The 26,093-nt window shown below is 70.4% G+C and carries 24 protein-coding genes; 21 read left to right on the forward strand and 3 right to left on the reverse strand.

Annotated elements, in window-relative coordinates:
• Positions 1–19: 19 nt before the first annotated feature.
• The 6 genes from G4G93_RS20800 to G4G93_RS20825 all read left to right on the forward strand — a co-directional run bounded on the left by G4G93_RS20800 (position 20) and on the right by G4G93_RS20825 (position 4,668).
• The gene (locus G4G93_RS20800; protein WP_165086801.1) at positions 20–916 is read left to right on the forward strand and encodes an alpha/beta fold hydrolase; all 897 of its coding nucleotides are present in this window, start codon (positions 20–22) and stop codon (positions 914–916) included.
• A 259-nt stretch (positions 917–1,175) separates the two neighbouring features.
• The gene (locus G4G93_RS20805) at positions 1,176–1,787 is read left to right on the forward strand and encodes a LysE family translocator (protein WP_165086803.1); all 612 of its coding nucleotides are present in this window, start codon (positions 1,176–1,178) and stop codon (positions 1,785–1,787) included.
• Between the two features lie 116 nt (positions 1,788–1,903).
• Entirely contained in the window at positions 1,904–2,587 is a 684-nt protein-coding gene (locus G4G93_RS20810) for a YafY family protein (protein WP_165086804.1), read from the forward strand.
• 71 nt (positions 2,588–2,658) lie between these two features.
• A complete protein-coding gene (locus G4G93_RS20815; RefSeq protein WP_165086806.1) occupies positions 2,659–3,024 on the forward strand; it encodes a VOC family protein in 366 nt (121 codons plus the stop codon).
• 100 nt (positions 3,025–3,124) lie between these two features.
• Positions 3,125–3,685, forward strand: coding sequence for an isochorismatase family protein (locus tag G4G93_RS20820; protein WP_165086808.1), 561 nt, complete (start codon positions 3,125–3,127; stop codon positions 3,683–3,685).
• On the forward strand, positions 3,682–4,668 hold the full coding sequence (locus G4G93_RS20825; RefSeq protein WP_165086810.1) for a GlxA family transcriptional regulator: 987 nt from the start codon (positions 3,682–3,684) through the stop codon (positions 4,666–4,668). The genes G4G93_RS20820 and G4G93_RS20825 overlap by 4 nt, the downstream gene beginning before the upstream one ends.
• Before the next feature lie 4 nt (positions 4,669–4,672).
• Here the strand turns inward: G4G93_RS20825 and G4G93_RS20830 are convergent, their stop codons facing one another.
• Positions 4,673–5,107, reverse strand: a complete 435-nt coding sequence (locus G4G93_RS20830) for a tellurite resistance TerB family protein (protein WP_165086811.1) — start codon at positions 5,105–5,107, stop codon at positions 4,673–4,675.
• Positions 5,108–5,361: 254 nt separating this feature from the next.
• On the opposite strand from G4G93_RS20830, the gene G4G93_RS20835 reads away from it, so the two are divergent.
• Complete coding sequence (locus tag G4G93_RS20835; RefSeq protein ID WP_165086813.1) at positions 5,362–6,624, forward strand: alpha-hydroxy acid oxidase; 1,263 nt, start codon at positions 5,362–5,364, stop codon at positions 6,622–6,624.
• Positions 6,625–6,870: 246 nt separating this feature from the next.
• On the opposite strand, the gene G4G93_RS20840 is transcribed toward G4G93_RS20835, so the two are convergent.
• Together G4G93_RS20840 and G4G93_RS20845 are read right to left on the reverse strand one after the other, a co-directional pair.
• Positions 6,871–8,004 carry an ABC transporter substrate-binding protein gene (locus tag G4G93_RS20840; RefSeq protein WP_165086814.1) on the reverse strand — a complete coding sequence of 378 codons (1,134 nt, stop codon included), beginning with the start codon at positions 8,002–8,004 and terminating at the stop codon, positions 6,871–6,873.
• Positions 8,005–8,201: 197 nt separating this feature from the next.
• Complete coding sequence (locus G4G93_RS20845; RefSeq protein WP_165086815.1) at positions 8,202–9,347, reverse strand: patatin-like phospholipase family protein; 1,146 nt, start codon at positions 9,345–9,347, stop codon at positions 8,202–8,204.
• 345 nt (positions 9,348–9,692) lie between these two features.
• Here G4G93_RS20845 and ispG point away from each other — a divergent pair, with 345 nt between their 5' ends.
• The 14 genes from ispG to dxr all read left to right on the forward strand — a co-directional run bounded on the left by ispG (position 9,693) and on the right by dxr (position 26,066).
• The gene (gene ispG, locus G4G93_RS20850) at positions 9,693–10,994 is read left to right on the forward strand and encodes a flavodoxin-dependent (E)-4-hydroxy-3-methylbut-2-enyl-diphosphate synthase (RefSeq protein ID WP_165086817.1); all 1,302 of its coding nucleotides are present in this window, start codon (positions 9,693–9,695) and stop codon (positions 10,992–10,994) included.
• Between the two features lie 369 nt (positions 10,995–11,363).
• Positions 11,364–13,334, forward strand: coding sequence for a potassium transporter Kup (locus tag G4G93_RS20855; RefSeq protein ID WP_165086818.1), 1,971 nt, complete (start codon positions 11,364–11,366; stop codon positions 13,332–13,334).
• Positions 13,335–13,340: 6 nt separating this feature from the next.
• On the forward strand, positions 13,341–14,567 hold the full coding sequence (coaBC, locus tag G4G93_RS20860; RefSeq protein WP_165086820.1) for a bifunctional phosphopantothenoylcysteine decarboxylase/phosphopantothenate--cysteine ligase CoaBC: 1,227 nt from the start codon (positions 13,341–13,343) through the stop codon (positions 14,565–14,567).
• A 96-nt stretch (positions 14,568–14,663) separates the two neighbouring features.
• Entirely contained in the window at positions 14,664–14,870 is a 207-nt protein-coding gene (locus tag G4G93_RS20865; protein ID WP_165086821.1) for a hypothetical protein, read from the forward strand.
• A gap of 108 nt (positions 14,871–14,978) precedes the next feature.
• On the forward strand, positions 14,979–15,467 hold the full coding sequence (gene cynS, locus G4G93_RS20870) for a cyanase (protein WP_165086822.1): 489 nt from the start codon (positions 14,979–14,981) through the stop codon (positions 15,465–15,467).
• Positions 15,468–15,934: 467 nt separating this feature from the next.
• Positions 15,935–17,557, forward strand: coding sequence for a glycosyltransferase 61 family protein (locus tag G4G93_RS20875; RefSeq protein WP_165086824.1), 1,623 nt, complete (start codon positions 15,935–15,937; stop codon positions 17,555–17,557).
• Positions 17,558–17,696: 139 nt separating this feature from the next.
• Positions 17,697–18,827 carry a UDP-galactopyranose mutase gene (locus G4G93_RS20880; protein WP_165086825.1) on the forward strand — a complete coding sequence of 377 codons (1,131 nt, stop codon included), beginning with the start codon at positions 17,697–17,699 and terminating at the stop codon, positions 18,825–18,827.
• Positions 18,828–19,141: 314 nt separating this feature from the next.
• A complete protein-coding gene (locus G4G93_RS20885; RefSeq protein ID WP_165086826.1) occupies positions 19,142–20,191 on the forward strand; it encodes a 30S ribosomal protein S2 in 1,050 nt (349 codons plus the stop codon).
• A gap of 148 nt (positions 20,192–20,339) precedes the next feature.
• Positions 20,340–21,263 (forward strand): translation elongation factor Ts, encoded by a 924-nt coding sequence (gene tsf / locus G4G93_RS20890; protein ID WP_165086828.1) that lies wholly within the window; start codon positions 20,340–20,342, stop codon positions 21,261–21,263.
• Positions 21,264–21,535: 272 nt separating this feature from the next.
• Positions 21,536–22,294 (forward strand): UMP kinase, encoded by a 759-nt coding sequence (gene pyrH, locus G4G93_RS20895; RefSeq protein ID WP_165086829.1) that lies wholly within the window; start codon positions 21,536–21,538, stop codon positions 22,292–22,294.
• Positions 22,295–22,523: 229 nt separating this feature from the next.
• A complete protein-coding gene (gene frr, locus G4G93_RS20900) occupies positions 22,524–23,087 on the forward strand; it encodes a ribosome recycling factor (RefSeq protein WP_048434929.1) in 564 nt (187 codons plus the stop codon).
• A gap of 29 nt (positions 23,088–23,116) precedes the next feature.
• Positions 23,117–24,040, forward strand: coding sequence for an isoprenyl transferase (locus G4G93_RS20905; protein ID WP_312892168.1), 924 nt, complete (start codon positions 23,117–23,119; stop codon positions 24,038–24,040).
• Positions 24,040–24,906, forward strand: coding sequence for a phosphatidate cytidylyltransferase (locus G4G93_RS20910; RefSeq protein ID WP_165086831.1), 867 nt, complete (start codon positions 24,040–24,042; stop codon positions 24,904–24,906). Before G4G93_RS20905 ends, G4G93_RS20910 begins: the two co-directional genes overlap by 1 nt.
• Positions 24,903–26,066 carry a 1-deoxy-D-xylulose-5-phosphate reductoisomerase gene (dxr, locus tag G4G93_RS20915; RefSeq protein WP_165086832.1) on the forward strand — a complete coding sequence of 388 codons (1,164 nt, stop codon included), beginning with the start codon at positions 24,903–24,905 and terminating at the stop codon, positions 26,064–26,066. Before G4G93_RS20910 ends, dxr begins: the two co-directional genes overlap by 4 nt.
• Positions 26,067–26,093: the final 27 nt, after the last annotated feature.

Consider the following 26,093-nt stretch of genomic DNA (forward strand, 5'->3'; position numbering starts at 1 on the left):
GTTGGGATGGGGGACGACAATGGACGTCAACAGCGTCACGGCCGGCGAGGTCGAGATCACCTACGAGGCCTCGGGCCCCGATATGGGCCAGCCGATCCTTCTGCTGCACGGCTGGCCGGACGATCCGCGCGGCTTCGACGGCGTGGTGCCGACGCTGAACGCCGCCGGCTGGCGCACCATCGTGCCGTACTGGCGCGGCTGCGGCCCGACGAAGTTCGTGGATCCGGAGGGGCCGAAGACCGGCGAGACCGCGGCGCTCGCCACCGACATCCTGGCCTTCATGGACGCCCTCGGCTTCTCGCGCCTGCCGGTCGTCGGGCACGATTGGGGGGCGCGGGTCGCCTACCTGCTGGCGGCGGCCCGGCCGCAGCGCGTCGCCTCGATCGCTGCGCTGTCGGTGCCCTGGGCGCCCGGCCGCATCGGCGTGCCGACGCTGCCGCAGGTACGGGCGTTCTGGTACCAGTGGTTCATGAACACCGAGCCGGGCGCCGCCTTCGTGCGCGAGAACCCCCTCGCCTTCGCCCGCGAGCAATGGGTGGCCTGGAGCCCGCCCGGGCCGTGGTTCACCGACGAGACGTTTTCGAAATCCGCCCCGTCGTTCCAGAACCCGGACTGGGCCGCGGTGACGCTCAACTTCTATCGCTCGCGTTGGGGCGCCGACGCGCCCGATCCGCGCTTTTCCGACCTCACCCGCGAGGCGGAGGCGGCCGGCAGCATCGCGGTGCCGACCCTGGTGATCCACGGCGCGGCCGATACCTGCGTGCTGCCGGCCTCGTTCTCGGGGCAGGAGCAGCATTTCACCGGCGCCTACCGGCGGGTGGAACTGGAGGGGGTGGGCCACTTCCCCACCCGCGAGGCGCCGGACCGGGTGGCGGACGCGCTGCTGACGCATCTGGGCGAGGTGGGGGAGCATTAGATCGACGATCGGAGACGGCTCTATCTGAGCGATGGAGCCGACACCCTCGTGGTCATTGCGGATGCCGCGAAGGCGGAGCCCGGGATCCAGTACTGCTGATGGTCCAGGGTCGAGCTGAATTCCGGCCGCCTCATTTTGAACGATCCGAGTGCCTGGATCCCGGGTTCCGCTTCGCGGCCCGGGGATGTCGCGGAGACCATCAGGTCCGTGGGAACGAATCGGACAGGCTCTCGGCCCGTCACGACGCTGGGGAAGGCGAATGGATCCCGTCACGCTGGTCTCGTTCGCAGCCGCCTTCCTGGTCTTCGCCGCGAGCCCCGGGCCCGACAACATGACCATCGTCGCCCGAACCCTGTCGCACGGGCCGGGCGCCGGGATCGCTTACGGGCTCGGCATGGTGGCCGGCATCCTGGTCGTCCTCGCTCTCGCCGCCGCCGGCCTCGCGGTCCTGGCGCAGGAGATGGGGGCGGTTATGACGGTCCTGCGCTATGCGGGCGCGGCCTACCTGGTCTGGGCCGGGATCCGGCTCTGGACCGCGGAGCCGGTACTGCCGGCAGAACGTGGAGGCGCACGCCCCGGTCTGGCGGCGAGCATCCTCACCGGCCTCGCCCTCAATCTCGGCAACCCGAAGATGCCGCTGTTCTATCTCGCCCTTTTACCGAACGTGGTCGGCGCCACCCTCGCCCCGGCACAGGTCGGGCTCCTGGCGGCGGTGATCCTCGCGGTCGAGGCCGTGGTGATCGGCGGCCACGTCCTCCTCGCCGGCCGGCTCCGGCGAGCCCTGCGCACCCGCTCGGCCGTCCGGCGGGCGAACCGCGTCGCCGGCGGGGTGATGGTCGGGTCGGGCGTCGCGGTGGTCGTCGCGCGCTGAGCGGGCGGCCAAGCCTTCGCGGCTAGGCCTTCGCAGCCAAGCCCTCCCGTCTAATCCTTCCGTTCCGGCCGGCTGTCTGCGACGAGGCGGGATCCACCCCGCGCCCGAGCCCGACGATGTCCCGCGCCGAACGCCTGCTCGACCTGCTCCAGGTCCTGCGCCGTCACCGCCATCCGGTCAGCGGCCGGCGCCTTGCGCAGGAGACCGGCGTCAGCCTGCGCACCCTCTACCGGGACATCGCCAGCCTCCAGGCGCAAGGTGCGGCGATCGAGGGCGAGCCGGGCCTCGGCTACGTCCTGCGTCCGGGCTTCACCCTGCCGCCGCTGATGTTCCGCGAGGAGGAGATCGAGGCCCTGGTCCTCGGCATGCGCTGGGTGGCGGGCCGGGCCGACGGTCCGCTCGCCGTGGCCGCCGGCGACGCCCTGGCGAAGATCGCCGCGGTGCTGCCGGCGGACCTGCGCGAGCGGCTCGACGCCTCGACCCTGATGGTCGGCCCCGCCGAGACGGCGCCGGACGGGATCGACCTGTCGCTCCTCCGCGGCGCCATCCGGATGCAGCACAAGGTGGCGATCCGCTACCGGGACGCCGCCGGGGCGGGGTCCGAGCGGGTGATCTGGCCCATCGCCCTCGGCTTCTTCGAGCGGGTGAGGGTCGTCGTCGCCTGGTGCGAAACGCGAGACGATTTTCGCCATTTCCGCACCGACCGGATGGAGGCCCTCACCCTCACCGGCGAGCGCTATCCCCGCCCGCGTCACGCCCTGCTGCGGGAGTGGCGGGCGGCGCAGGGGATCGCCTCCTGATCGCTGCTGCCGGAATCTGTCAGCGGGGCGGCGTAATCCCCGGGGCGTCGCACCAGACGGGAACCCCGACGATGCTCCAGCCGACCTACACTCTCCTCTACGTCGACGACCCCGAGGCGAGCGGCCGCGTCTACGCCGCCCTGCTCGGCCGCGCCCCGGTCGAGGCGGGCCCGACTTTCGTGCTGTTCGCCTTCGAGGGGGGTATGAGGCTCGGCCTGTGGTCCCGCCACACCGTCGTGCCGGCTGCCGCCGCCTCCGGCGGCGGGGCTGAAGTCGCCTTCACGGTGGCGGACGATGCCGCGCTCGAGGCCACGCACGCCGCCTGGGCCGAACGCGGCCTGCCGATCCTGCAACCGCCGACCGAGATGGATTTCGGCCGCACCTTCGTCGCCCTCGATCCCGACGGGCACCGGCTGCGGGTGTTCCGGCCGGGCTAGATGCCTGTCCTTTTTCGTCCGCTTCCGGTCCGGGCACGGCCTTTCGAGGCTTACGGCGGCGCCTATCCTGGCGCCGTCCGACCCGATAAGGATCTCCACCATGTCCGGCACCGCCCTCCTCGTCATCGACGTTCAGGAGTCCTTCCGCCACCGCCCCTACTGGGACGAGGCCGACTTGCGCCCCTACCTCGACCGCCAGCAGGCGCTGATCGACGGCGCGGTGGCGAAAAACGTCCCCGTGGTGCAGGTCTTCCACGTCGAGGACCAGGGAGACTTCTCCCTCGCCTCCGGCCATGTCCGGGCCCTGGAACCCGTGCGGATCGCGGCCGACGCGGTGTTCCACAAGCGGCGGCACAGCGCGCTCGTCGGCAGCGGGCTCGAGGTCTGGCTGACCCGGAACGGCATCCGCCGGCTGATCGTCAGCGGCATCCGCACCGAGCAGTGCTGCGAGACCACGACCCGCCACGCCTCCGATCTCGGCCACGACGTCGATTACGTGGCGGAGGCGACCCTGACCTTCGCCATGACCGACGCCGCCGGGCGGCACTGGAGCCCCGCCGAGATCCGGGCCCGGACCGAACTGGTGCTCGCCGGGCGCTTCGCCCGCATCGCCACGGTCGAGGAGGCGCTGGCCGGGCCGGCCTCCCGCCTCGCCGCATGAGCGGGCCGGCCGAGATCGCGGTCGTGGTGGTGTGCCCGCCGCGCACCCTGCTCCTCGATGTGGCCGGCCCCATCGAGGTGCTGCGCAAGGCCAACCTGATCCAGGACCGGGTGCGGTTCCGCGTCACCCATGCCGGGCCGCATCCGGAGGTGACGAGCTCGACCGGGCTCGGGCTCGCCGGCCTCGCGCCGCTGCCCGAGCCGCTTCCGGAGGGGGCGACCGTGGTCCTCGCCGGCACGGCGAAGCTGGTGCTGGGCGATCCCTCGCCCCCGGGCGAGCACGAGCGGGCCGCCGAGGCGGCGATCGTCGCTTGGCTGCGGGCGCAGGTGAGGCCGGGCCACCGCCTGGTCTCGATCTGCTCCGGCGCGCTGCTCGCGGCCCGGGCCGGCCTCCTCGACGGGCATGCCTGCACCACCCACCACGCGGACTGCGCCGAGCTGGCGGCTCTGGCTCCCGCCGCACGGGTGCTGGAGGACCGGCTGTTCGTCGAGGACCGCGAGCGCCTGACCAGTGCCGGCATCACCGCCGGCATCGACCTGATGCTGCATCTCGTGGCCCGCCTCGTCGATCCGGCCTGCGCGGCGGCGGTGGCACGCTACCTCGTCGTGTATCTGCGCCGGGCCGGCCACGACCCGCAACTCTCGCCCTGGCTCGAGGGGCGCAACCACCTCCACCCGGCGATCCACCGGGTCCAGGACGCGGTGAGCGCCGACCCGGCCCGGGCCTGGAGCCTGGAGGCGATGGCGGACATCGCCGCCACCAGCCCGCGCCACCTCTCGCGCCTGTTCAACCGGCATGCCGGGATGAGCCTGCCGGCCTACATCAACTCCTTGCGGGTGGCACTCGCCCGCGACCTCCTCGCCCAGACCCGGCTCGACATGGAGCGGGTGGCCGAGCGGGCGGGCTTCGCCTCGCCGCGGCAGCTCCGGCGGGCCTGGAGCCGCCTCAACGACGGCCCGCCGAGCGCGATCCGGGAGGGATGACGGATCAGGCCAGCAACGCGTCCCGGTCGAGCCCGAGCGCCGCCGCCACCTCGGTCAGGGCCTTGTGCTCGGACGGGCTGATGCCCTCGAAGTCGGCGACGTCGGCGGCGATCAGGAAGACGCTCTGGCGCTGCTCCGCCGGACGGTCGGCGATGGCCTCGATGAAGTGGACGTTCTGCATCCGTCCGGCCCGGGTGCGGGCGCGGCCGATGCCGTCGTAGAGTTCTTCCTCCAACATCAGGCTGTCATAGCCCTTCTCGAGGACGGGATCGGCCAGCATGCCTTTCAGCGCCACCTCGAACTCCACCCCGGCGACCTCGCCGTCGGCCACGATCACGTTGGCGCAGGCCGACACCGCAGCCCGCATCAGGGCGGCGTCGCCCGCATAGGCGGTCACCGTCTGCTTGAACCGGCCGAACGCCGCCTGGACGATGCTCATGACACTCCCTTACTCACGAATCGATCGAGCCTGCTTATCAAGCGCACGGGATGGAGAAAATCGGTAGGTCGCCTCCGGCATGACGAGGAGTCGCCCCGTCAGGGCGGGCCGGGCGGGGCCGTCCGGGTGGGGCCGTTCGAGAGGAGCCCGAGCCGGGGCGACGCGCGGCGTCTTCCACCGTTCCATCCGGGGCCGACCCCGTGCTACCGGTCTGCGACCGGTCGCGAGAATCGGGGAGAACCGGGGAGGCCAGCGTGGACGCAGACCAGCGCCAGACCGGGCGAGCGGTCGCCCACCGTCCGTCATCCGCCCTGACGGCGCCGACGCCGCCCGTGCCGGTGCAGGCGCCTGCCCCGACCCGGCTCGCCGCCCGCCTGCAGCGGGCCTACGCCATCGCCGACCTGCGCGCCCAGGCGGCGCGGCGGCTGCCGAAGGCGGTGTTCGACTTCATCGACGGCGGCGCCGAGGACGAGCGCACCTTGCGCGACAACGTCGCGGCCTTCGACGCCTGGATGCTGATGCCGCGGGTCGGCGTCGACGTCGGCACCCGCGACCTGACCCGCTCGATCCTCGGCTATGGCTCGTCCCTGCCCCTGATGATGGCGCCGACCGGGCTGGCCGGCTTCTTCTGGCCCGACGGCGAGGTCGCGGGCGCGCGGGCCGCGGCACGGGCCGGCATCCCCTATTGCCTGTCGACCAACTCCGTCGGCTCGATCGAGCAGGTGGCGGACGGCGCACCCGAGGGCGAGCGCTGGTTCCAGCTCTATTTCCTGCGCGACCGCGACTGGATGCAGGCGCTCCTGAGCCGCGCCGCCGCGTCGCGCTACCGGGTGCTCTGCCTCACCGTCGACCTCGCGGTGCAGGGACGGCGCGAGCGCGACCTGCGCAACGCCTTCACCATGCCGCTCAAGCCCCGCCTCTCCACCGCCCTCGACCTCGCCCGCCGCCCGGCCTGGCTCGCCGGTGCGGCCCGCTCCCGGCTCGGCTTCGGGAATTTTCAGGTCGCGGGCCGCGGCTTCACCAGCGTCGCCCAGCACGTCGCCTCGCTGTTCGACCCTTCCGCGAACTGGGACGACATCGCGCGCATCCGCGACACCTGGCGCGGACCGATGGCGCTCAAAGGCCTGCTGCACCCGGCCGATGCCGAGAAGGCGGTCGCGCTCGGGATCGAGGCGGTGATCGTCTCCAACCACGGCGGCCGCCAGCTCGACGACGTGCCGGCGGCGATCGAGGCGTTGCCGGACGTGGCCGGGGCGGTCGCCGGCCGGGCCGAGGTGATCCTCGACGGCGGCGTGCGCCGCGGCACCGACGTCATCAAGGCGCTGGCGCTCGGCGCCACCGCCTGCAGCCTCGGCCGCCCGTTCCTGTGGGGCCTGTCGGCCGGCGGGACCGAGGGGGTCTCCCGGGCGATCGAGATCTTTCGCAGTGAACTCGACAACGCGATGACGCTGCTCGGGACCCCGACCGTCGACGCGATCACGCGGGATCACGTGCGGGCGCGGCGCGGCGGGTGGTGACCTAACCGGGACGGGTTCTCTCCGAACCGTCCGCCACCCTCCATGTCATTCGGGGCCGCGAAAGCGGAGCCCGGAATCCGGACACTCAGGTGTTTCAGGATAGGACGGCTCGCCCTCCGCTTTACCGTGCACCATCCGAGGTTCTGGATCCCGGGCTCCGCGACGCGGCCCCGGGATGCCCCCTGTGATGTCGAGACGCAAGAGAAGTCCGTCCAACGTTTCGGCTACCGGAGATCTACGAAATTCCTACTTCTCGAACTCCACCCGCTTGATGAACTTCACCGCCCCGCGCTCGTTGCGCACGACGTTGTAGCCGTGCAGCCCGTCGCCGTTCGGGTCGAAATTGTACATCCCCTCCGCGCCTTGGACGCCCTTGGTGGCGAGCAGCGCGTCGCGGATCTTGCCCGGCTCGGTGCTGCCGGCCTGGTTGATCGCCCGGGACAGGACCGTCACGGCGTCGTAGGCCCAGGCCGAGAAGAAGTCGGGCGCGGTCTTGTAGGCGGCCTCGTAGCGCTCGGCGTAGGACTTCGCGACCGGGTTGGCGTCGCGGTGGAAGTCGGAAGCCGCGTAGGCGCCCTCGAGCGCCGCGCCGGCGAGCTTGAGCGCCGTGGCGCTCGACGTGGTGGACGAACCGACCCAGTCGATGGTCACGCCGAGCTGGCGCAATTGCCGTGCGAAGATGCCCTGGTCGGTCTCGAAGCCGATATAGGTGCCGAGCACGTCGGCGCCGGACTGCTTCACCGCCAGCGCCACCGCGGTGAAATCCTGCGAGTTGTTGGGGAAGGCCTGCACCACCACCGGCTCGATCCCCTGCTCCTTGAGGGCGGCGGCGAGGTTGCGCATGCCGTTGGTACCGAAGGTGTCGCTCGAATGGACCAGCGCCCATTTGCGCCGGTTCAGGGTCTGGGTCCCGAACTCGGCGATCACGCGGGCGGAGTAGCGGTCGTTCGGGCGGAAGCGGAACAGCCACGGGTTGCCGGCCGCGGTGAGCTGCGGATCGGTGCCGCCGATCATCGTCGGCTTGGCCGTCTTCGCCACGTCCGGCGCGATGGCCTGGACCTGGGTGCTGCGCACCGGGGCCACGAAGGCGACGAGCGCGGGGTCGGCGGCGAGCTTGCTGAAGGCGAGGACCGCTCCCGGATTGGTGCTCTGGTCGTCCTGGACGACGAATTCGAGCGGGCGTCCGAGCACGCCGCCGGCCTTGTTGACCTCCTCGGCCGCGAGCTTCGCTCCCTGGACGAGGTACTTGCCGGATTCGGCACCCGGCCCGGTGATCGCCGCGGCGACCCCGATCCGCAGCGGATCCGCCGCACGGGCTAGGGAGGGGGCGAGCCCCAGGGTCAGCAGAAGCGTCGAGACCAGCCTCGCGCAGCGTTTCATGGCGTCCTCCCGGTGTCGTCGCGAGAACCGCCCGGGGCGATCGGCCGGAGGAGACGGTGCGGATCCCCGCTCCCGTTCGGGAAGGAGGAGTTACGCACCGCCCGCATCCCGGCCGTCGTCCCGGACGGCCCCGCTGTTGGGACGGACGGTAATGGGTCAGCGCGGCGCAGCGCTACCGAAAATGCAGGCTTGTCGCCTCAGGTGTACATCGCCTTCAGGTCCAGGCTGCTCTCGCGCCCGATCGCGTCGTAATGCTGGTCGAGCCAGGCCTTGGCGGCCGCGCGGCCGGCGTCGCGCAATTCGAGGAAGAACGGCCACTGGGCCCTGAGCCGCGAGGAGGCCGAGGCGTCGTCGAGGGCGCCGCCGCTGCCGTCGATGCGGTGGAGCAGCACCTGCTTGTAGGCGTTCGAGCGCCCGAGCACGCCGTCGGCGATCAGGTCGTCGACGAAGTCGATCGCCCGCAATTCGCGCAGCAGGTTGGCGTTGAAGGTGATCTCGTTGAGGCGGTCGCGGATCTCGGCCGGGCTGCGCGGCGTCTCGCGGCGCTCGACCGGGTTGATCTGGACCACCAGGATGTCGCGCGACCGGGCGCCGTGATAGAGGGGATAGAGCGGCGGGTTGCCGAGATAGCCGCCGTCCCAGTGCGGCACGCCGTCGATCTCGACCGCCTGGAACACCGTCGGCAGGCAGGCCGAGGCCATCAGGTGGTCGATGGTGAGGTCCGGCCGCTCGAACACCGCCATCTTGCCGGTCCAGACGTTGGTGGCCGAGATGAACAGGTCGGCCGGCCCGTCCCGGCGCAACGCCTCGAAATCGACCGTGTCGGCCAGCGCCCGCTTCAACGGATTGATGTTGAGCGGATTGGTCATGTAAGGGCTGGCGACGGCGTTCCAGAACGCCCCGACCGGCGTCTTCTTCCAGAAGCTCATCACCCCGTCGACGACGCTCCGCTGCGCCTGCGACAGGTCGGCATCGAGGCTGATCTCGCGCCAGAACGTCTCCAGACGCTCGCGCGCGCCGTCGGGGCCGCCGCGCAGCCAGCCGTCCACCATCACGACGGCGTTCATCGCGCCGGCGCTCGCCCCGGTCATCGCCTCGAAGGCGAGGCGGCCATCCTCGATCAGGGCATCGAGCACGCCCCAGGTGAAGGCGCCGTGGGCGCCGCCGCCCTGGAGCGCCAGGGCGATCGGCTTCTCGGCCCGGGGGCCGACGAGGCCGCGGCCCAACGGGCCGGAGGCGGCGTGCGGGCCGGGCGCGGCCTGCCGGCTCGTGATGGCTTGCGGGAAGGGCTCGCGGTCACCCGCGCTCCGGTCCGGCTTGTGGGGAGAGGCTGAGTCCGTCATGGGGAGCATGTGGTGTGGTGCGCTGCAAAATCCAAATGGTGCGATGCAAAGTCGCGCAACGGAACCCGGGCGGGCCCGGCGTCACGCGCTTGACGCGCACCGGCCCCATCCTCAGCTAAGGCGCGAACCCCGCCCGTGCGGGGGTGCAAGGATTTCGCAACGATGTCGCGGCATTCCGCCGGAGATCCGCCTAGCCCGTTGACCACGCCGGGCTTTCATGCAGGCGAAGCGATTTCCACCGCGCCCGGAAATGCTCTAGACGAGGGTCACGCCGCGCTCGTCGCGACTCGAAGACCCCGTTCACACGTCACACGTCTCCTGCGAACGACCCCCTGAAGGTATCCGATGGAAGCCATGGAAGCCCTCGCCCCGGCGGACCAAGCCGCCCCCGAGATCGCCGGCCCGAGCCCCCGGCACCGCACCGTCGGCGTCCGGATCGGCGAGGGCGAGGGCGCGGTGGTGATGGGCGGCGGCGCCCCGATCGTCGTGCAGTCGATGACCAACACCGACACCGCCGACATCGACGCCACCGTGGCGCAGGTCGCGGCGCTGGCCCGGGCCGGCTCCGAGGTCGTGCGCATCACCGTCGACCGCGACGAGGCGGCGGTCGCCGTGCCGAAGATCCGCGAGCGGCTCGACCGCATCGGCGTCCACGTGCCCCTCGTCGGCGACTTCCACTATATCGGCCACAAGCTCCTGACCGACCATCCGGCCTGCGCCGAGGCGCTGGCCAAGTACCGGATCAACCCGGGCAATGTCGGCTTCAAGGAGAAGAAGGACCTGCAGTTCGGCACCATCGTCGAGCAGGCGGCCCGCTACGGCAAGGCCGTGCGCATCGGCGCCAACTGGGGCTCCCTCGACGAGGCGCTCCTCACCCACATGATGGACGAGAACGCCAACTCGGCGAAGCCGCGCGACGCCCGCGCGGTGATGCGCGAGGCGATGGTGCAATCCGCCCTCCTCTCCGCCGACCGGGCGGTGGAGATCGGCCTGCCCAAGGAGCGCATCGTCCTCTCGGCCAAGGTCTCTGCGGTGCAGGACCTGATCGCGGTCTACCGCGAGGTGGCGCGCCGCTCGGACTACGCCATCCATCTCGGCCTCACCGAGGCCGGCATGGGCACCAAGGGCATCGTGGCGGCCTCCGCGGCGATCGGCGTGCTGCTCCAGGAGGGCATCGGCGACACGATCCGCTACTCCCTGACCCCGGAGCCGGGCGGCGACCGTACCGTCGAGGTGAAGGTGGCCCAGGAGCTGCTCCAGACGATGGGCTTCCGCACCTTCGTGCCGCTCGTCGCCGCCTGCCCGGGCTGCGGCCGCACCACCTCGACGGTGTTCCAGGAGCTCGCCCGCGACATCCAGAACTGGATCACCACCTCGATGCCCGAGTGGCGCAAGACCTATCCGGGCGTGGAAGGTCTGAACGTCGCCGTGATGGGCTGCATCGTCAACGGCCCGGGCGAATCGAAGCACGCCGATATCGGCATCTCGCTCCCCGGCACCGGCGAGACCCCGACCGCCCCGGTCTTCATCGACGGCAAGAAGGCGATGACCCTGCGCGGCCCGACGCTGGCCAAGGATTTCGAGGGCATCGTCATCGACTACATCGAGCGCCGCTTCGGGCAGGGTCGCCGCAGCGCCGCCGAGTAATACCGGCGTTCGTCGAGAACGACCGTCGGCCTTGCTCTCGCATCGTCGCCAAGCCCGAGGTCCCGGACGCCCGGGGTCGGCACCGACAACCCGAGATGGGTCGACGGCCCCGTCGATCCCGGGCCTGCCCGGGACCGACGCCGACGCATCGGCATCCCGGGCCGTTGGCAGACGGAGAGGCCCGACCAGGGCCGGTGTCCGAGGGGGGGAGGCGCAGGCCGCCTTGCGCCCCTCCCGGCCCGTGCTACAATCCTGCCACAATCAGGCCCGGCGGACGCGCCGGGCCCTCTAGGATTCGAGCCCGCCACCCGGCCCATCAGCGCGCTTGGCGGCAATCCCGGCCGCCCGCGGGCGCATCCCCGATCAGACATGACACAGTCGACCGCACCCACGGGCGGGCCCGTCGCGCCGCCCGAATCCCTCACCCCGCCGAGCGGCGGGCCGCCGACCAAGGCGGGCAGCGTCGACGAGGCCGAGGGCCACGGCCACGCCAAGGCGAGCTTCTGGACCCTGTTCCTCGGCTCCGTCGGCGTCGTCTACGGCGACATCGGCACGAGCCCGCTCTACGCGTTCCGCGAGGCGCTGGCGCCCGGCCGGGCCGACGGCGTGCTCACCGGCGAGGAGGTGCTGGGCACCGTCTCGCTGCTGCTCTGGGCCCTCGTGCTCATCGTCACCATCAAGTACGTCCTGCTGCTGCTGCAGATGGACAACAAGGGCGAGGGCGGCATTCTCTCGCTGATGGCGCTCGCCCGCAAGGCCTTGGGCGGCTCGCACATCGTGTTCATGCTGGGCCTGTTCGGCGCCGCCCTGTTCTACGGCGACGCGATCATCACCCCGGCGATCTCGGTCCTGTCGGCGGTGGAGGGCCTGAAGCTCGTCACCCCGGCCCTCGACCATTACGTGCTGCCGATCACCATCGCGATCATCCTGCCGCTGTTCCTGGTCCAGAGCCGGGGCACCGCCCGGATGGCGACGTTCTTCGGCCCGATCATGCTGGTGTGGTTCTCGGTGCTGATGCTCGCGGCCCTGCCGCACATCGCCCGCACGCCGCAGGTCCTGTGGGCGCTCAATCCCTGGCACGCGGTGCATTACCTGCTCGGCCACGGCACCGGGGCCCTGGTGGCCCTCGGCGCGGTGTTCCTGGCGGTGACCGGGGCCGAGGCCCTGTTCGCCGATCTCGGCCATTTCGGCCGCCGCCCGATCCAGACCGCCTGGATCGTCCTCGTCGGGCCCGCGCTCGCCGTCAACTATCTCGGCCAGGCCGCCCTGGTGCTGGCCAACCCCGACACGACCGACCCGTTCTACCAGCTCGTCCCCGAATGGGGCCTGCTGCCGATGGTGCTGCTCGCCACCGCGGCGACCGTGATCGCCAGCCAGGCGGTGATTACCGGCGCCTTCTCGCTGTCGCGCCAGGCGGTGCAGCTGGGTCTCCTGCCGCGGCTCGAGATCCGCCACACCTCGGAGTCGCATTCGGGCCAGATCTACCTGCCGCAGATCAACACCCTGTTGATGGTCGGCGTGGTGATCCTGGTGGTGCTGTTCCGCTCCTCCTCGGCGCTTGCCTCGGCCTACGGCATCGCCGTCACCGGCACGATGCTGATCACCGCCGGCCTCGCCTTCCTGGTGCTGTGGCGGGTGTGGAAGTGGTCGCCGCTGGCCGCCGGCGCCGCGATGGTGCCGTTCATCGCCGTCGAGCTGCTGTTCCTGGTCTCGAACCTGCTCAAGGTGTTCGAGGGCGGCTACATGCCCCTGCTGCTCGCCGGTTGCCTCGTGCTGCTGATGTGGACCTGGGTGCGCGGCGTCACCATCCTGTTCAACAAGACCCGCAAGACCGACGTGCCGCTGACCGAGCTCGTCGCGATGCTGGAGAAGAGCCCGCCGCACCACGTCCGCGGCACCGCGGTGTTCCTGACCAGCGACCCCGAGACCGCGCCGGCGGCCCTCCTGCACAACCTGAAGCACAACAAGGTGCTGCACGAGAAGAACGTCGTGCTCACCGTCAAGACCATCGACCTGCCGCGCCTCAACGACGCCGACCGGGTCCGGATCGAGCCGATGGGGCCGCATTTCTGGAAGGTCGTGATGAAGTTCGGCTACATGGAATCGCCGAACATCCCGAGGGGCCTGGCGCTCCTGCGCAAGCAGGGCTTCAAGTTCGACATCATGGCCACGTCGTTCTTCCTGTCGCGGCGCTCGATCCGCCCGGCGGCGCAGTCCGGCATGCCGCTCTGGCAGGATCGGGTGTTCATCACGCTGGCCCGCAACGCCAACGACGCGACGGACTTCTTCCAGATCCCGACCGGCCGCGTGGTCGAGGTCGGCACCCAGGTCACGGTCTAGCCAGGGATGGGCGCGCTCGACGGCAAACGGGTGCTCCTCGTCATCGGGGGCGGCATCGCGGCCTACAAGTCGCTGGACCTGATCCGGCGCCTGCGGGAGCGCGGCGCCTCGGTGCGCTGCGTGCTCACCAAGGGCGCGCAGGAATTCGTGACGCCGCTCGCCGCGGCGGCGCTCGCCGGGCAGCGCGCCCATACCGACCTGTTCGACCGGGCCGACGAGGCCGATATCGGCCACATCAAGCTCGCCCGCGACGCGGACGCCGTGGTGGTCGCGCCGGCCACCGCCAACACGCTCGCCCGGATGGCCGGCGGCCACGCGCCGGACCTCGCCTCGACGGTGCTGCTGGCCACCACCCTGCCGATCCTGATCGCGCCTGCGATGAACGTGCGGATGTGGCTGCATCCGGCGACGCAGCGCAACCTCGCGCTGCTCAGGGGCGACGGCGTCGCCGTGGTGGGGCCGAATGTGGGCCGGATGGCCGAGGCGGAAACCGGCCCCGGCCGGATGGCCGAGCCCGACGAGATCGCCGACGCCGTCGAGGCGGTGCTGGCCGGATCGCAGGAGGCGGGGCCTCCGTCTCTCGCGGGCCGCCACCTCCTCGTCACCTCCGGGCCGACCCACGAGCCGATCGACCCGGTGCGCTACCTCGCCAACCGCTCCTCCGGCAAGCAGGGCCACGCCATCGCGGCGGCGGCGGCCGCCGCCGGCGCCCGGGTGACCCTGGTCTCCGGCCCCGTCACCCTGCCCGATCCGCCGGGCGTCACGGTTCTGCGGATCGAGACCGCCCGCGAGATGCTGGCGGCGGTGGAGGCGGCCTTGCCCGCCGACATCGCGGTCTTCGCCGCGGCCGTCGCCGACTGGCGCCCCGAGAGCCTCGGCGACCAGAAGATCAAGAAGGGGCCCGACGGCCCCCCTCCCCTGCGGCTCACCGAGAACCCCGACATCCTGGCGACGATCGCGCGCCGGAGCGACGGCCGCCCACCCCTGGTGGTGGGCTTTGCCGCCGAGACCACCGACGTCATCGCCCATGCCCGGGCCAAGATCGCCCGCAAGGGCTGCGACCTCATCGTCGCCAACGACGTCTCGGCCGAGACCGGCGTGATGGGCGGCGATCGCAACAGCGTCCACCTGATCGGCCGCGACGGCACCCTCGAGACCTGGCCGACGATGGGCAAGGACGAGGTCGCCCGCCGCCTGGTCGCGCGGCTCGCCGAACTCGGCCCCTCGCCCTGAGGCAAGATATCGCCGGCCCGGCGGTGGGCGCCCGCCGATCCGGCATTATGTCTCCGCCTCCCACCGGGAGATCTCCTCCCCGACAGGGAGGCCGCCTTGCCCACCATCCTCGTCGTCACGCTGATCTGCGCCTCCTCCCTGGCGGCGAAGGATTGCACCCGCGACACCGCCCAGGACGTGATCACCCACCCGGCCCACTCGCCGCAGGAATGCATGCTGCTGGGCCCCACCATCGCCGCCGGCACGGGCCGCGGCACCGAACCTGGGACCTACGTGAAGACCCTGTGCGAGCAGCGGCGCTAGGGCGCACGGCTTTCGGCGCGCCCGGGCGCCTTCCTGGCACACGCATTGCCACTCCTGCGCGACCTCGCACTGGCCGCCGACCGGTGCGTGCTCACGAAGGGGGAGATCATGAAGCGCGAAGACCTCACGGAAAAGCTGCTCGACATCAAGCGCGAGAAGGGCTGGACCTGGAAACACATCCAGGACGAAATCGGCGGACTCTCCCCGATCCTGATCACCGCCGCCTGCATGGGCCAGATGAAGCTGCCCAAGGCCCAAGCCGCCAAGGCCGCCGCCCTGTTCGGCCTCTCGGCCGCCGAGGAGCGGATGCTGAACGAGGCGCCCTATCGCGGCTCGATCCCGCAGATGCCGCCGACCGACCCGCTGATCTACCGCTTCTACGAGCTGGTGATGGTCTACGGCACCACCTGGAAGGAGCTGATCCAGGAGGAGTTCGGCGACGGCATCATGTCGGCGATCGACTTCAACATGACGATGGAGCGCGAGCCCAACAACAAGGGTGACCGGGTGAAGCTGCGGATATCGGGCAAGTTCCTGCCGTACAAGTATTACGGCAACGAGGAGGGCGTACCGGAATACGGCTTCAAGGAAGGCTGAGAAGTCGGGCGGGCTCGCCGATGCAGGACCCGCCCGATTCCGTGGCTCGCCCGTGCCGTCGTCCCGGTGCTTCATGAGCGATACCGACGATATCGTCCTCGGATCGACCGATAAATCCGCGCGCACCCTCCCGCCGGAACGGGTTTAGCACTTCGATCGATTGCGACACCGATACACGCGATCCCCGCCTCCAGGAATAATGGCACGCGGAACCTGCTCGCGGGATGGATTGTCAACCGGCGTGGCGCGACCGGCACCGACCGATGTGGGCGCGACCCGCTCCCGGAGCGGTCCGATTGGGCACGGTAGCGGCGCGGGAATGGCGGCACGCCGGTGCCGCACGGCCATCAATCGGTCCGATGCGTCGGTTTGCATGTCGCAGGTCGGCAGGCTATCGCCTGCACGCCACCGGCCCTCGACGCGGATGACCCTTCGACGGCAGCCCGACTTTTCGCAGCGGAGCAATCATGGATTTCGAGTTTGCAACCCGCCGCTATCTCGCTCCGCTCATCGAACGATTCAGTTGGGACATAGGCGAGCATACTTATGGCAACCCGATGGTCATGGAGCCCGAATGGGGCTCCCTGTCGATCGGCCGCTTCTGCTCGATTGCGCATAATACGACCTTTATTCTAGGAAATCACCGGATCGACATGGCCAGCACCTATCCGTTCCGGTCGCTGTTCGGCCTGTGGCCCGGCGCGGAGCACGGCGTGCCCGATCACGCCACACGGGGCGACGGCATCCGCATCGGCAACGATGTGTGGTTCGGGGCGAATTGCTGCGTCCTGCCGGGCGTGACGATCGGTGACGGGGCGATCGTGGCGGCGAATGCGGTCGTCACCAAGGACGTGCCCGATTACGCGATTGTGGCCGGCAATCCGGCGACCATCAAGCGCTACCGGTTCGACGACGCGCTCATCCGCCGCCTGAAGGCGATCGCCTGGTGGAACTGGCCCAACGAGAAGCTGCGCGGCGTCATCCCGGCTCTCACCCAGATGAAGGCGGAGGATTTCGCCACCTTTATCGAGCGCTCCGCGGCCGTCGAGGCCGCCTGCGGCGTGGAGCGTCGCGCCGACCTGTCGCTGTGCCACGCTCTGTGGGGCGAGGCGAACATCCTGCCCGGCAATCCGCAGGAGACGGAGCATCGGGACGTTCTCCACCTGCCGTTCCAGCTCGACGGCCAGTGGGGCGTGTACGACGCACAGGGCCGCATCATTTCCGACGCGGTGGATTTTCGCGGTCCCGAGAAGCACACGAACAACCAGGACATCGCGCCGGTCGACCGCGCCGCGTTCCGCGCGGCCGCGCTGCCCGACGGGGACTACCTGTATGTGGGGCGCATCAATCCCCATTTCGGCCACTTCATCATCAACACCCTCCCGAGATTCTGGGCCACGCTCGGGCGCTCCGGCAGACGGCCGAAGCTCGTCTATCACGGACACCCGAATCCGCAGGACTGGTTCCACCTCGATTTCTTCGCGAAGCTGATGAAGGGCCTCGGCCTGCAGGCCGACGACTTCATCCCGCTCAACCAGCCCACGGTCATTCCCCGGTTGACGGTGCCGCAGGCCGCGCTCATGGAGCAGCACCATGCCCAGCAGGCGTTCCGCGACCTCTGCCTGCACATCTCCCGCAATCTCGGGGTTGCATCCTCGGCCGAGAGATCCGGCCCGATCTACTACTCGAAGAGCAGGCTGACGGGCGGTGTCGGGCGGATCGTGAACGAGCACGAGATCGACGAGGTGATGACGCAGCGGGGGATTCGTGTCATTCACCCCGAGACCATGCCTTACGAAGAGCAAATCCGCACGCTTGCCTCCTCGTCGCTCGTCCTGGGGACGGCGGGCTCGTTCCTCCACAACGTCGTCTTCGTCGAACAGCCACCGAAGATGGTGATCCTGAACCCGGCGAGGGAGATCAACAGCAACTTTTCCCTGCTCGACAAGCTGTCGAACGCGAGCGTCGATTACGTCTACGCGAACGACACCCGCGTGGTGGAGTCTCAGGACGGACGGTTCCTCACCTCCCGACAATTGGCCAACCCCCGCGACATCGCGCTCGCCATGCTGGCGATCGCCCAAATCTGATCGCAACCGTTTTCATGAATCGATGAACCGAGACGAACACGCGTCATGTCCTACCCAGCCGATACCCCATTTCCCGAACAGGCAACCGAAACCGTCTTTGCCATGAACGCGATCGACTGCGTGGTGCCGGAGTAGGACGATGAACGCGAAACCGATCCTCGTCGTCGGCGCCGGCTTTGCCGGCGCCTGCTACGCCCGCACGCTCGCCGAGGCCGGCCATACCGTCCGCGTGATCGACAGCCGGTCGCATATCGGCGGCAACGCCTATGACGAGATCGACCGGAACGGCAACCGCATCCATCGGTACGGGCCGCACCTGTTCCATACCAGCAACGAGCAGGTCGTGAACTGGGTCACGCGCTTCGGCGAGTGGACGCCGTACGAGCACCGGGTCGATGCCCTGCTGGCCGACGGCCAGCTGGCTCCCCTGCCGGTCAACCGCACCACGATCAACACCGTGTTCGGCGAGTCCCTCACGGACGAGCACGAGGTGAAGGCCTTCCTCGAGCGGCGCGCCATCCCGTGCGAAACCCCGCGCAACGCCGCCGAGTACCTGTACTCGAAGATCGGCACGGACCTGACCGACCTGTTCTTCCGGCCATACACCAAGAAGATGTGGCTGATGGATCTCGAGCAGGTCGACATCTCGGTGGTCAGCCGCGTTCAGATCCGCTACGACGACGAGGACCGGTATTTTCCGGGCGACAAGTTTCAGATCATGCCCGTGCACGGCTACACGAGCATCTTCGAGAGGATCTTCGATCACCCGAACATCGAGGTCGCGCTCAACCAGCCGTTCGACAAGGCGATGGAGAAGGATTATCTCCACTGCTTCAACTCGATGCCGATCGACGTGTATTTCGACAACGCGCTCGGCGAGCTGCCGTACCGCTCGATCAAGTTCCACCACAGCACGCGCGACGAGGCGGCCGACTGGAAACGCTCGGTCATCAACTTCACCGATGCCCGGCCCTTCACCCGCGAGACCGCCTGGTACCTGCTGCCCCACCACCGCCAGCCCGGCGCCACGGGGTACTCGCACACGCTCGAGGAGCCGTGCGACTACCGGGACAACAATCTGGAGCGGTACTATCCCGTCAAGACGGCGGATATGCGCTACCAGAACGTCTACAAGAAATACGCCGAGCTGGCCGACCGGCGCGACGACATCACCTTCATCGGGCGGTGCGGCACCTATCAGTACCTGGACATGCATCAGGTCATCAACCAGTCGCTGATGGGCGCCGAGAAGTGGCTCAAGCGGCGCTGAGCGCCGTCCACGTCCCGGCCGCCGCCCCGCGCCGGCCGGGGACGGGATCGCGAGAGCCGGGCGGGGACGGTGCCCGCGGCGAGTCGGGCGCGCCGTGCTCCGCCTCGCCGCGGGGCTCCCGGCCTGCCGCCAGCCTTGCCTTCCCGGGCCCGATCGGATAAAGGCCCGCCCATCCCACACGCGGAGCCGGCCTCATGCCTGAATGAGGCGTTTCCGGTGGCCGGTCGTCGTCTCGCCCTCCGCCGCTCGCGGCGGGGTCCGGGCGGGTCCGGTCGCTTCCTCCGCGGCGGTGACAACCGGAGAGAACAAAGACTATGGCCCTTCCCGATTTCACCATGCGCCAGCTGCTCGAGGCCGGCTCGCATTTCGGCCACCAGTCGCACCGCTGGAACCCGAAGATGCAGTCGTACATCTTCGGCACCCGCAACAACATCCACATCATCGACCTCGCCCAGACGGTGCCGGCCCTCGCCCAGGCGCTGCAGGCGGTGAGCGACACCGTCGCCAAGGGCGGCCGGGTGCTGTTCGTCGGCACCAAGCGCCAGGCGGCCGACACCATCGCGGACGCGGCCAAGCGCTCGGCCCAGTACTACGTGAACTCCCGCTGGCTCGGCGGCACGCTGACCAACTGGAAGACCATTTCGGGCTCGATCCAGCGCCTGCGCAAGGTCGACGAGACCCTCGCCGGCGGCGGCCAGGGCCTCACCAAGAAGGAGCGCCTGATGCTGTCCCGTGAGAAGGACAAGCTCGAGAAGGCGCTCGGCGGCATCAAGGACATGGGCGGCGTGCCCGACCTGCTGTTCGTGATCGACACCAACAAGGAGCAGCTGGCGATCAAGGAGGCGAACCGCCTCAAGATCCCGGTGGCGGCCATCGTCGACACCAACTGCAACCCGGACGGCATCACCTACGTGGTCCCGGCCAACGACGATGCCGGCCGTGCCATCGCGCTCTACTGCGACCTCGTCGCCCGCGCGGCGATCGACGGCATCTCCCGCGGCCAGGGCGCGCTCGGCATCGACATCGGCGAGTCCGACGAGCCGATGGCCGAGGAGCTGCCGGCGCTCGCCAACGAGCCCGAGGTGGTGCCGGTCGACGTCACCGAGCCGTATGTCGGCGAGCCCTTCGAGCTGCTGGCCGCCCCCCGCGGCGCCCCGGACGACCTGACCAAGCTCACGGGCGTCGGCCCGCAGCTGGTGCAGAAGCTCAACGATGCCGGCATCTACCACTACTGGCAGATCGCCGCGATGCAGCCTGAGGACATCGCCAAGGTCGACGGCGAGCTGAAGCTCAACGGCCGCTTCGAGCGCGACGGCTGGGTCAACCAGGCCCGCGGCTTCGTCGAGGCCGCCGCGGCCGCGTAACGCCGGCACGGATCTCACGCGGGGCGCGTTTGTCCCGCGGCCCTGACATTTCAAAGCCCGGCGCCGCCACGGCGCCGGGTTCCCTTTATCCGCCGACCGGCACCGCCCATGAGCGTGGCGCCGGGGCGCCAATCGAGAGGATCCCACGATGGCCAACATCACGGCAGCGATGGTCAAGGAGCTGCGCGAGAAGACCGGCGCGGGCATGATGGACTGCAAGTCGGCCCTCAACGAGACCGCCGGCGACCTCGAGGCGGCCGTGGACTGGCTGCGCAAGAAGGGTCTCGCCAAGGCCGCCAAGAAGGCCGGCCGCGTCGCCGCCGAAGGCCTGGTCGCGGTCGAGTCCGCCGGCCACCATGCCGCGGTGCTCGAGGTGAACTCCGAGACCGACTTCGTCGCCCGCAACGACGGCTTCCAGGCCTTCGTCCGCGAGGCCGCCAAGCTGGCGCTCACCGCCGGCGACAGCATCGAGACCCTTGAGGCTGCCCACTTCCCGGGCGCCGAGACCACGGTGAAGGACAAGCTGCAGGAGCTGATCGCCACCATCGGCGAGAACATGACCCTGCGCCGCGTCGCCAAGCTGTCGGTCGAGAAGGGCGTCATCGCCTCCTACGTGCACGGCCAGGTCTCCGAGGGTCTCGGCAAGATCGGCGTGCTCGTCGCCCTCGAATCGGCCGGCGACGTGACGGTCCTCAGCCAGCTCGGCCGCCAGATCGCCATGCACGTCGCGGCGACCAACCCGGTCGCGCTCGACGCTTCGGGCGTCGACGCCGCCACGGTCGAGCGCGAGAGCAACATCCTGCGCGAGAAGAACGCCGGCAAGCCGGACCACGTGATGACCAAGATCATCGAGAGCGGCCTGAAGAGCTACTACAAGGAGGTCACCCTCCTCGAGCAGCCCTTCGTGCACGACTCGTCGAAGACGGTCTCGCAGGTGCTCAAGGAGTCCGAGGGCAAGGCCGGCGGCCCGGTCAAGCTCACCGGCTTCGTCCGCTACGCGCTTGGCGAGGGCATCGAGAAGGAAGAGGCCCCGGACTTCGCCGCCGAGGTCGCGGCGGCCGCCAAGGGCTGAGGCAAAAGCCGGGCAAAAGGCCCGGCAACGGGCCCCGCCAAGGGCTGAACCGCCTAATCCGCGCATCGCGCGACGGTTGAAGAGGGGGGCGCGCCAGTGCGGCCCCCCTTTTTCTTGCCTGGATTTCTCGCCCGGAATCCCGCCTCCGGACGTGCCGATTCCGCTCCCCCCGCGCCTCGACGGGCCGGGATCGACAGGCTAGAACCCGGCCGACTCGTAACGACACTTGACGCCGACAGCGGCTGCCCCAACGGGCGGCCAGAGGAGCGCCCATGCCGGAAAATCCCGTGCCGGAACATTCCCCGGTGGAGCAAGGACGATCCCCGTTCCGCCGCGTGCTGGTGAAGCTCTCCGGCGAGGCGCTCGCCGCCCCGGACGGCTACTGGCTGCATCCGCCGACGCTCGCGGCGCTGGCCGACGACATCGCCCGGGCGGTGGAGAGCGGCTTCCAGATCGCCCTGGTGGTCGGCGGCGGCAACGTGATCCGCGGCGCCCGGGTCTCGGCGGCGGGCTGGATCGACCGCGCCACGGGTGATTCGCTCGGCATGATGGCGACGGTGATGAACTCGCTGGCGCTCGAGACCGCGCTCAACGCCGCCGGCGTCACCGCCCGCACCATGTCGGCGGTGTCGATGCCGACGATCTGCGAGACCTATGCCCGCCAGCCGGCCCTGCACCATCTCGACAAGGGCCAGGTCGTGGTGCTGGCCGGCGGCACCGGCAACCCGTTCTTCACCACCGATACCGCCGCGGTCCTGCGCGCCGCCGAGCTGAAATGCGACGCGGTGCTCAAGGCCACCCAGGTCGACGGCGTCTACTCGGCCGACCCGAAGACCAATCCGGACGCGGTGCGCTACGAACGCCTGAGCCACGACGAGGCGATCGCCCGCGACCTCAAGGTGATGGATACCGCCGCCTTCGCGCTCGCCCGCGACGGCGGCCTGCCGCTGATCGTCGGCTCGGTCCACGCCCCGAGTTCGGTGACGGCGATCCTCACCGGCGCCGCGCGCTCGACCCTGGTGGCGCCCTAGCGCATCGTCCGACGGAGCCGATACCGGCTCGTCGAAGAAAATGCGGCAAGATCAAAGACCTAGAGCACGGCCCGATTGCGATGCGATCGGGTCGTGCCCAAGCCCGGAACGGACGCCGCTCCCGACGATTTGCGGCAGGTCTGGTTTTGGTTCATTGAAGCCCGACCGGGCGGGCCCTCCGGGGTCCGGCCTCCCCCATTCTCCTCAAGACGCCTCGGGACTCGCAGGAATGCCTACCCCCTCCTTCGACCTCAACGACATCAAGCGGCGCATGCAGGGCGCGATCAACTCGCTCAAGCACGATCTCGGCTCGCTGCGCACCGGACGAGCCACACCCTCGCTCCTCGACCCGATCCAGGTCGACGCCTACGGCGCGGCGATGTCGATGGCGCAGGTCGCGACGATCAGCGTGCCGGAGCCGCGCCTTCTCAGCGTCTCGGTCTGGGACCGCGGCATGGTGGCGGCGGTCGAGAAGGCGATCCGCGAATCCGATCTCGGCCTCAACCCGATGACCGAGGGCCAGACCATCCGCCTGCGCATCCCCGAGATGAACGAGCAGCGCCGCAAGGAAATGGTCAAGGTCGCGCACAAATACGCCGAGGAGGCCCGCGTCGCGGTCCGCCACGTCCGCCGCGACGGCCTCGACCTCCTGAAGAAGCTCGAGAAGGACGGCGCCATCAGCCAGGACGACGAGAAGCGCCAGGCCGATCAGGTGCAGAAGGCGACCGATCAGCACATCGCAGAGGTCGACCAGACCCTGGCGTCCAAGGAGAAGGAGATCATGCAGGTCTGACGCGAAGACGGCATGACTTGAACGAACGCGTGGGGAGCGCGGAGCCGGAACGCGGCTCCGCCGGGGTCGGGGCCAGCATGGCAGGCGACAGCGAGACGGTGACCCTGCTGGAGGCAGGCGAGGCCGCGGGTCGGGACATCGAGGGCCAGCCGGCGGCGGGCCCCGGCCCCGCGCCGGGCGGACCCAAGCCGTCCGGACCCAAGCCGTCCGGGACCACGTCCTCTGGAATCACGTCGTCGGGGACGATGCCGGCCCACGTCGCCATCATCATGGACGGCAACGGCCGCTGGGCCGCCCGCCGCGGCCTGCCCCGGGTCGAGGGCCATCGCCGCGGCGTCGAGGCGGTCCGCCGGGCGGTGCGCTCGGCCATCGATCTCGGCATTCCCTACCTGACCATCTACAGCTTCTCGTCCGAGAACTGGCGCCGGCCGGCCGCCGAGGTGGCGGACCTGATGGGCCTGCTCAAGCTGTTCGTGCGCCGCGACCTCGCCGACCTGCACGCCAACGGCGTCCGGGTGCGGATCATCGGCGAACGCGACGGCCTGCCGGGCGACATCGCCGGCCTCCTGCGCGACGCCGAGGAGCGCACCGCCCGCAACACCAAGCTGACCCTGGTGGTGGCGTTCAATTACGGCGGGCGCCAGGAGATCCTGCGGGCCGTGCAGACGCTCGCCCGGGCGGTGGCCGAGGGGCGCCTGGCGCCGTCGGCGATCGACGCCGCGGCGATGACGGCGGCGCTCGACACCCACGGCATCCCCGACCCCGACCTCGTGATCCGCACCTCCGGCGAGCAGCGGGTGTCGAACTTCCTCACCTGGCAGACCGCCTATTCCGAGTTCGTGTTCGTGCCGGATTTCTGGCCGGACTTCGACCACGCCGCCTTCGTGGCGGCGATCGGCGAGTTCCAGAGCCGCGACCGCCGCTTCGGCGGCCTCAGCGCCCGGGCGGGCTGATGGCGGGCTCCGACGGAACGAAGCTCCCGGGGACGGGCCGTCCGGCCTGGCCCGCGACGGAGCTCGGCGCCCGCACGGTGTCGGGCATCGTGCTCGGCCTGCTGGTGCTCGGCGCCACCCTCAACGGCGGCTGGATCTTCGCGGTGGTCTGGTTCCTCGCCGGCCTCGCGGTGGTCGGCGAGTGGCTCGCCATCACCCGGACGGCACCGCACCGGCCGCTGCTCGCCATCGCCGGCCTCGTGCTGGCCGGCATGGTGGCGGGGGCGCGACTGCCGATCGCCCTCCCCTGGCTCCTCGGCACGACCGTGCTCGGCCTCGCGGCCCTGGCGCTGCTGGCCCGGCCGGCCTCGGGCCGGATCTGGGCTCCCGCAAGCCTCGCCTGCGCCCTCGTGGTCGCCCTGGTGCCGGTGCTGCTGCGCGACGATCCCCGCATCGGGCTCGCCGGCCCGCTCTGGCTGTTCGGCGTGGTCTGGACCACCGACATCGCCGCCTACTTCACCGGCCGCTCGCTGGGCGGGCCGAAGCTGTGGCCGGCGGTCAGCCCGAAGAAGACCTGGTCGGGCTTCTGCGGCGGCCTGATCGGCGCGACGATCGTCGGCGGCGCGGTGGCGGCCGGCGCGCGCCATCTCGGCGCCACCGAGGCCCTGTCCATCCCCTTCGCCGCCGTCCTCTCGGCCGTCGCCTCGGTGATGAGCCAGGGCGGCGACCTCGCCGAATCGGCCCTCAAGCGCGCCTACGGCGCCAAGGATTCCGGTCGCCTGATCCCGGGCCACGGCGGCGTGATGGACCGCCTCGACGGCTTCTTCGCCGTGGCCCTCCTCGCCGGCCTCCTGCTCGTCGGCCTCACTCTCACGGGACAGCCATGACCCTCACCGTCTCCGTCCTGGGCGCGACCGGCTCGATCGGACGCTCGACCGCCGACCTGCTCGACCAGCACCGGGACCGCTTCCGGGTCGGCGCCGTGGCGGGCGGCCGGGACGCGCAGGCGCTCGCCCGCGTCGCCCGCGAGCTGAACGCAGAGTTCGCGGCGATCGCCGACCCGGAGGCGGGGCTCGCCCTGCGCGATGCGCTGTCGGGCTCCGGCATCGCCTGCGGCGCCGGCCCGTCCGCGGTGATCGAGGCGGCAACCCGGGATGCCGACCTCGTGGTGGCGGCGGTGAGCGGGGCAGCCGGCCTCGCGCCCACCAGCGCGGCGATCCGGCTCGGCCGCACCGTGGCGCTCGCCAACAAGGAGAGCCTCGTCTGCGCCGGCGACGCCTTCATGCGCGATGCCCGGACATACGGCGCCCGCATCCTGCCGATGGATTCCGAGCACAACGCGCTCGCCCAGGCGATCGGCGAGGGCAAGCTCGACGACGTCGACCGGATGACCATCACGGCCTCGGGCGGACCGTTCCGCACCGCGACCCGGGAGCGGATCGCCGCGGCGACGGCCGCGGATGCGGCCGCCCACCCGACCTGGTCGATGGGCATGAAGATCAACATCGATTCGGCCACCCTGATGAACAAGGGCCTGGAGCTGATCGAGGCCCATCACCTGTTCGGCTTCGGGGCGGAGCGCCTCGACGCCGTGGTGCACCCGCAATCGATCGTCCACGCCCTCGTCACCTGGCGCGACGGCTCGGTGACCGCCGGCCTCTACCTGCCCGACATGCGGGTGCCGATCGCCCATTGCCTGGGCCTGGGCGAGCGCCTGACGATCGCCCGCGGCCGGCCCCTCGACCTCGCGGCGGCCGGCAGCCTCACCTTCGAGCGCCCGGACGAGGAGCGCTTCCCCTGCCTGCGGATCGCCAAGGCGGCGCTCGCCGCCGGGGCCGCGCAGCCGACGGTGTTGAACGCGGCCAACGAGATCGCGGTGGCGGCCTTCATCGCCGGGGGAATCGGCTTCTACGACATCGCCGCCCTGGTCGAGCGGGCCTGCGAGCATTTCGCCTCGCGATTCCCCTCCGCCCCGGCCGATGTCGAGGAGGCCCTCGCCATCGACGCCGAGGTGCGCGGCTGGAGCGCCGAGGCCCTGGCGGCTTAGGCTTTCGTTAAGTTAACCCTCGGACGT

This window comes from Methylobacterium sp. DB0501, from assembly GCF_011043735.1.
Taxonomy (GTDB): Bacteria; Pseudomonadota; Alphaproteobacteria; order Rhizobiales; family Beijerinckiaceae; genus Methylobacterium; species Methylobacterium alsaeris.

What these genes read in the sequence shown, in the direction of transcription:
- G4G93_RS20805 (WP_165086803.1), top strand. Translation starts at nt 1,176, where the DNA reads ATGGATCCCGTCACGCTGGTCTCGTTCGCAGCCGCCTTCCTGGTCTTC.
- frr (WP_048434929.1), top strand. Translation starts at nt 22,524, where the DNA reads ATGCCTACCCCCTCCTTCGACCTCAACGACATCAAGCGGCGCATGCAG.
- dxr (WP_165086832.1), top strand. Translation starts at nt 24,903, where the DNA reads ATGACCCTCACCGTCTCCGTCCTGGGCGCGACCGGCTCGATCGGACGC.
- G4G93_RS20880 (WP_165086825.1), top strand. Translation starts at nt 17,697, where the DNA reads ATGAACGCGAAACCGATCCTCGTCGTCGGCGCCGGCTTTGCCGGCGCC.
- tsf (WP_165086828.1), top strand. Translation starts at nt 20,340, where the DNA reads ATGGCCAACATCACGGCAGCGATGGTCAAGGAGCTGCGCGAGAAGACC.
- pyrH (WP_165086829.1), top strand. Translation starts at nt 21,536, where the DNA reads ATGCCGGAAAATCCCGTGCCGGAACATTCCCCGGTGGAGCAAGGACGA.
- G4G93_RS20855 (WP_165086818.1), top strand. Translation starts at nt 11,364, where the DNA reads ATGACACAGTCGACCGCACCCACGGGCGGGCCCGTCGCGCCGCCCGAA.
- G4G93_RS20875 (WP_165086824.1), top strand. Translation starts at nt 15,935, where the DNA reads ATGGATTTCGAGTTTGCAACCCGCCGCTATCTCGCTCCGCTCATCGAA.
- cynS (WP_165086822.1), top strand. Translation starts at nt 14,979, where the DNA reads ATGAAGCGCGAAGACCTCACGGAAAAGCTGCTCGACATCAAGCGCGAG.
- G4G93_RS20825 (WP_165086810.1), top strand. Translation starts at nt 3,682, where the DNA reads ATGAGCGGGCCGGCCGAGATCGCGGTCGTGGTGGTGTGCCCGCCGCGC.
- ispG (WP_165086817.1), top strand. Translation starts at nt 9,693, where the DNA reads ATGGAAGCCATGGAAGCCCTCGCCCCGGCGGACCAAGCCGCCCCCGAG.
- G4G93_RS20830 (WP_165086811.1), bottom strand. Translation starts at nt 5,107, where the DNA reads ATGAGCATCGTCCAGGCGGCGTTCGGCCGGTTCAAGCAGACGGTGACC.
- G4G93_RS20815 (WP_165086806.1), top strand. Translation starts at nt 2,659, where the DNA reads ATGCTCCAGCCGACCTACACTCTCCTCTACGTCGACGACCCCGAGGCG.
- G4G93_RS20885 (WP_165086826.1), top strand. Translation starts at nt 19,142, where the DNA reads ATGGCCCTTCCCGATTTCACCATGCGCCAGCTGCTCGAGGCCGGCTCG.
- G4G93_RS20910 (WP_165086831.1), top strand. Translation starts at nt 24,040, where the DNA reads ATGGCGGGCTCCGACGGAACGAAGCTCCCGGGGACGGGCCGTCCGGCC.
- G4G93_RS20840 (WP_165086814.1), bottom strand. Translation starts at nt 8,004, where the DNA reads ATGAAACGCTGCGCGAGGCTGGTCTCGACGCTTCTGCTGACCCTGGGG.
- G4G93_RS20810 (WP_165086804.1), top strand. Translation starts at nt 1,904, where the DNA reads ATGTCCCGCGCCGAACGCCTGCTCGACCTGCTCCAGGTCCTGCGCCGT.
- coaBC (WP_165086820.1), top strand. Translation starts at nt 13,341, where the DNA reads ATGGGCGCGCTCGACGGCAAACGGGTGCTCCTCGTCATCGGGGGCGGC.
- G4G93_RS20800 (WP_165086801.1), top strand. Translation starts at nt 20, where the DNA reads ATGGACGTCAACAGCGTCACGGCCGGCGAGGTCGAGATCACCTACGAG.
- G4G93_RS20820 (WP_165086808.1), top strand. Translation starts at nt 3,125, where the DNA reads ATGTCCGGCACCGCCCTCCTCGTCATCGACGTTCAGGAGTCCTTCCGC.
- G4G93_RS20845 (WP_165086815.1), bottom strand. Translation starts at nt 9,347, where the DNA reads ATGACGGACTCAGCCTCTCCCCACAAGCCGGACCGGAGCGCGGGTGAC.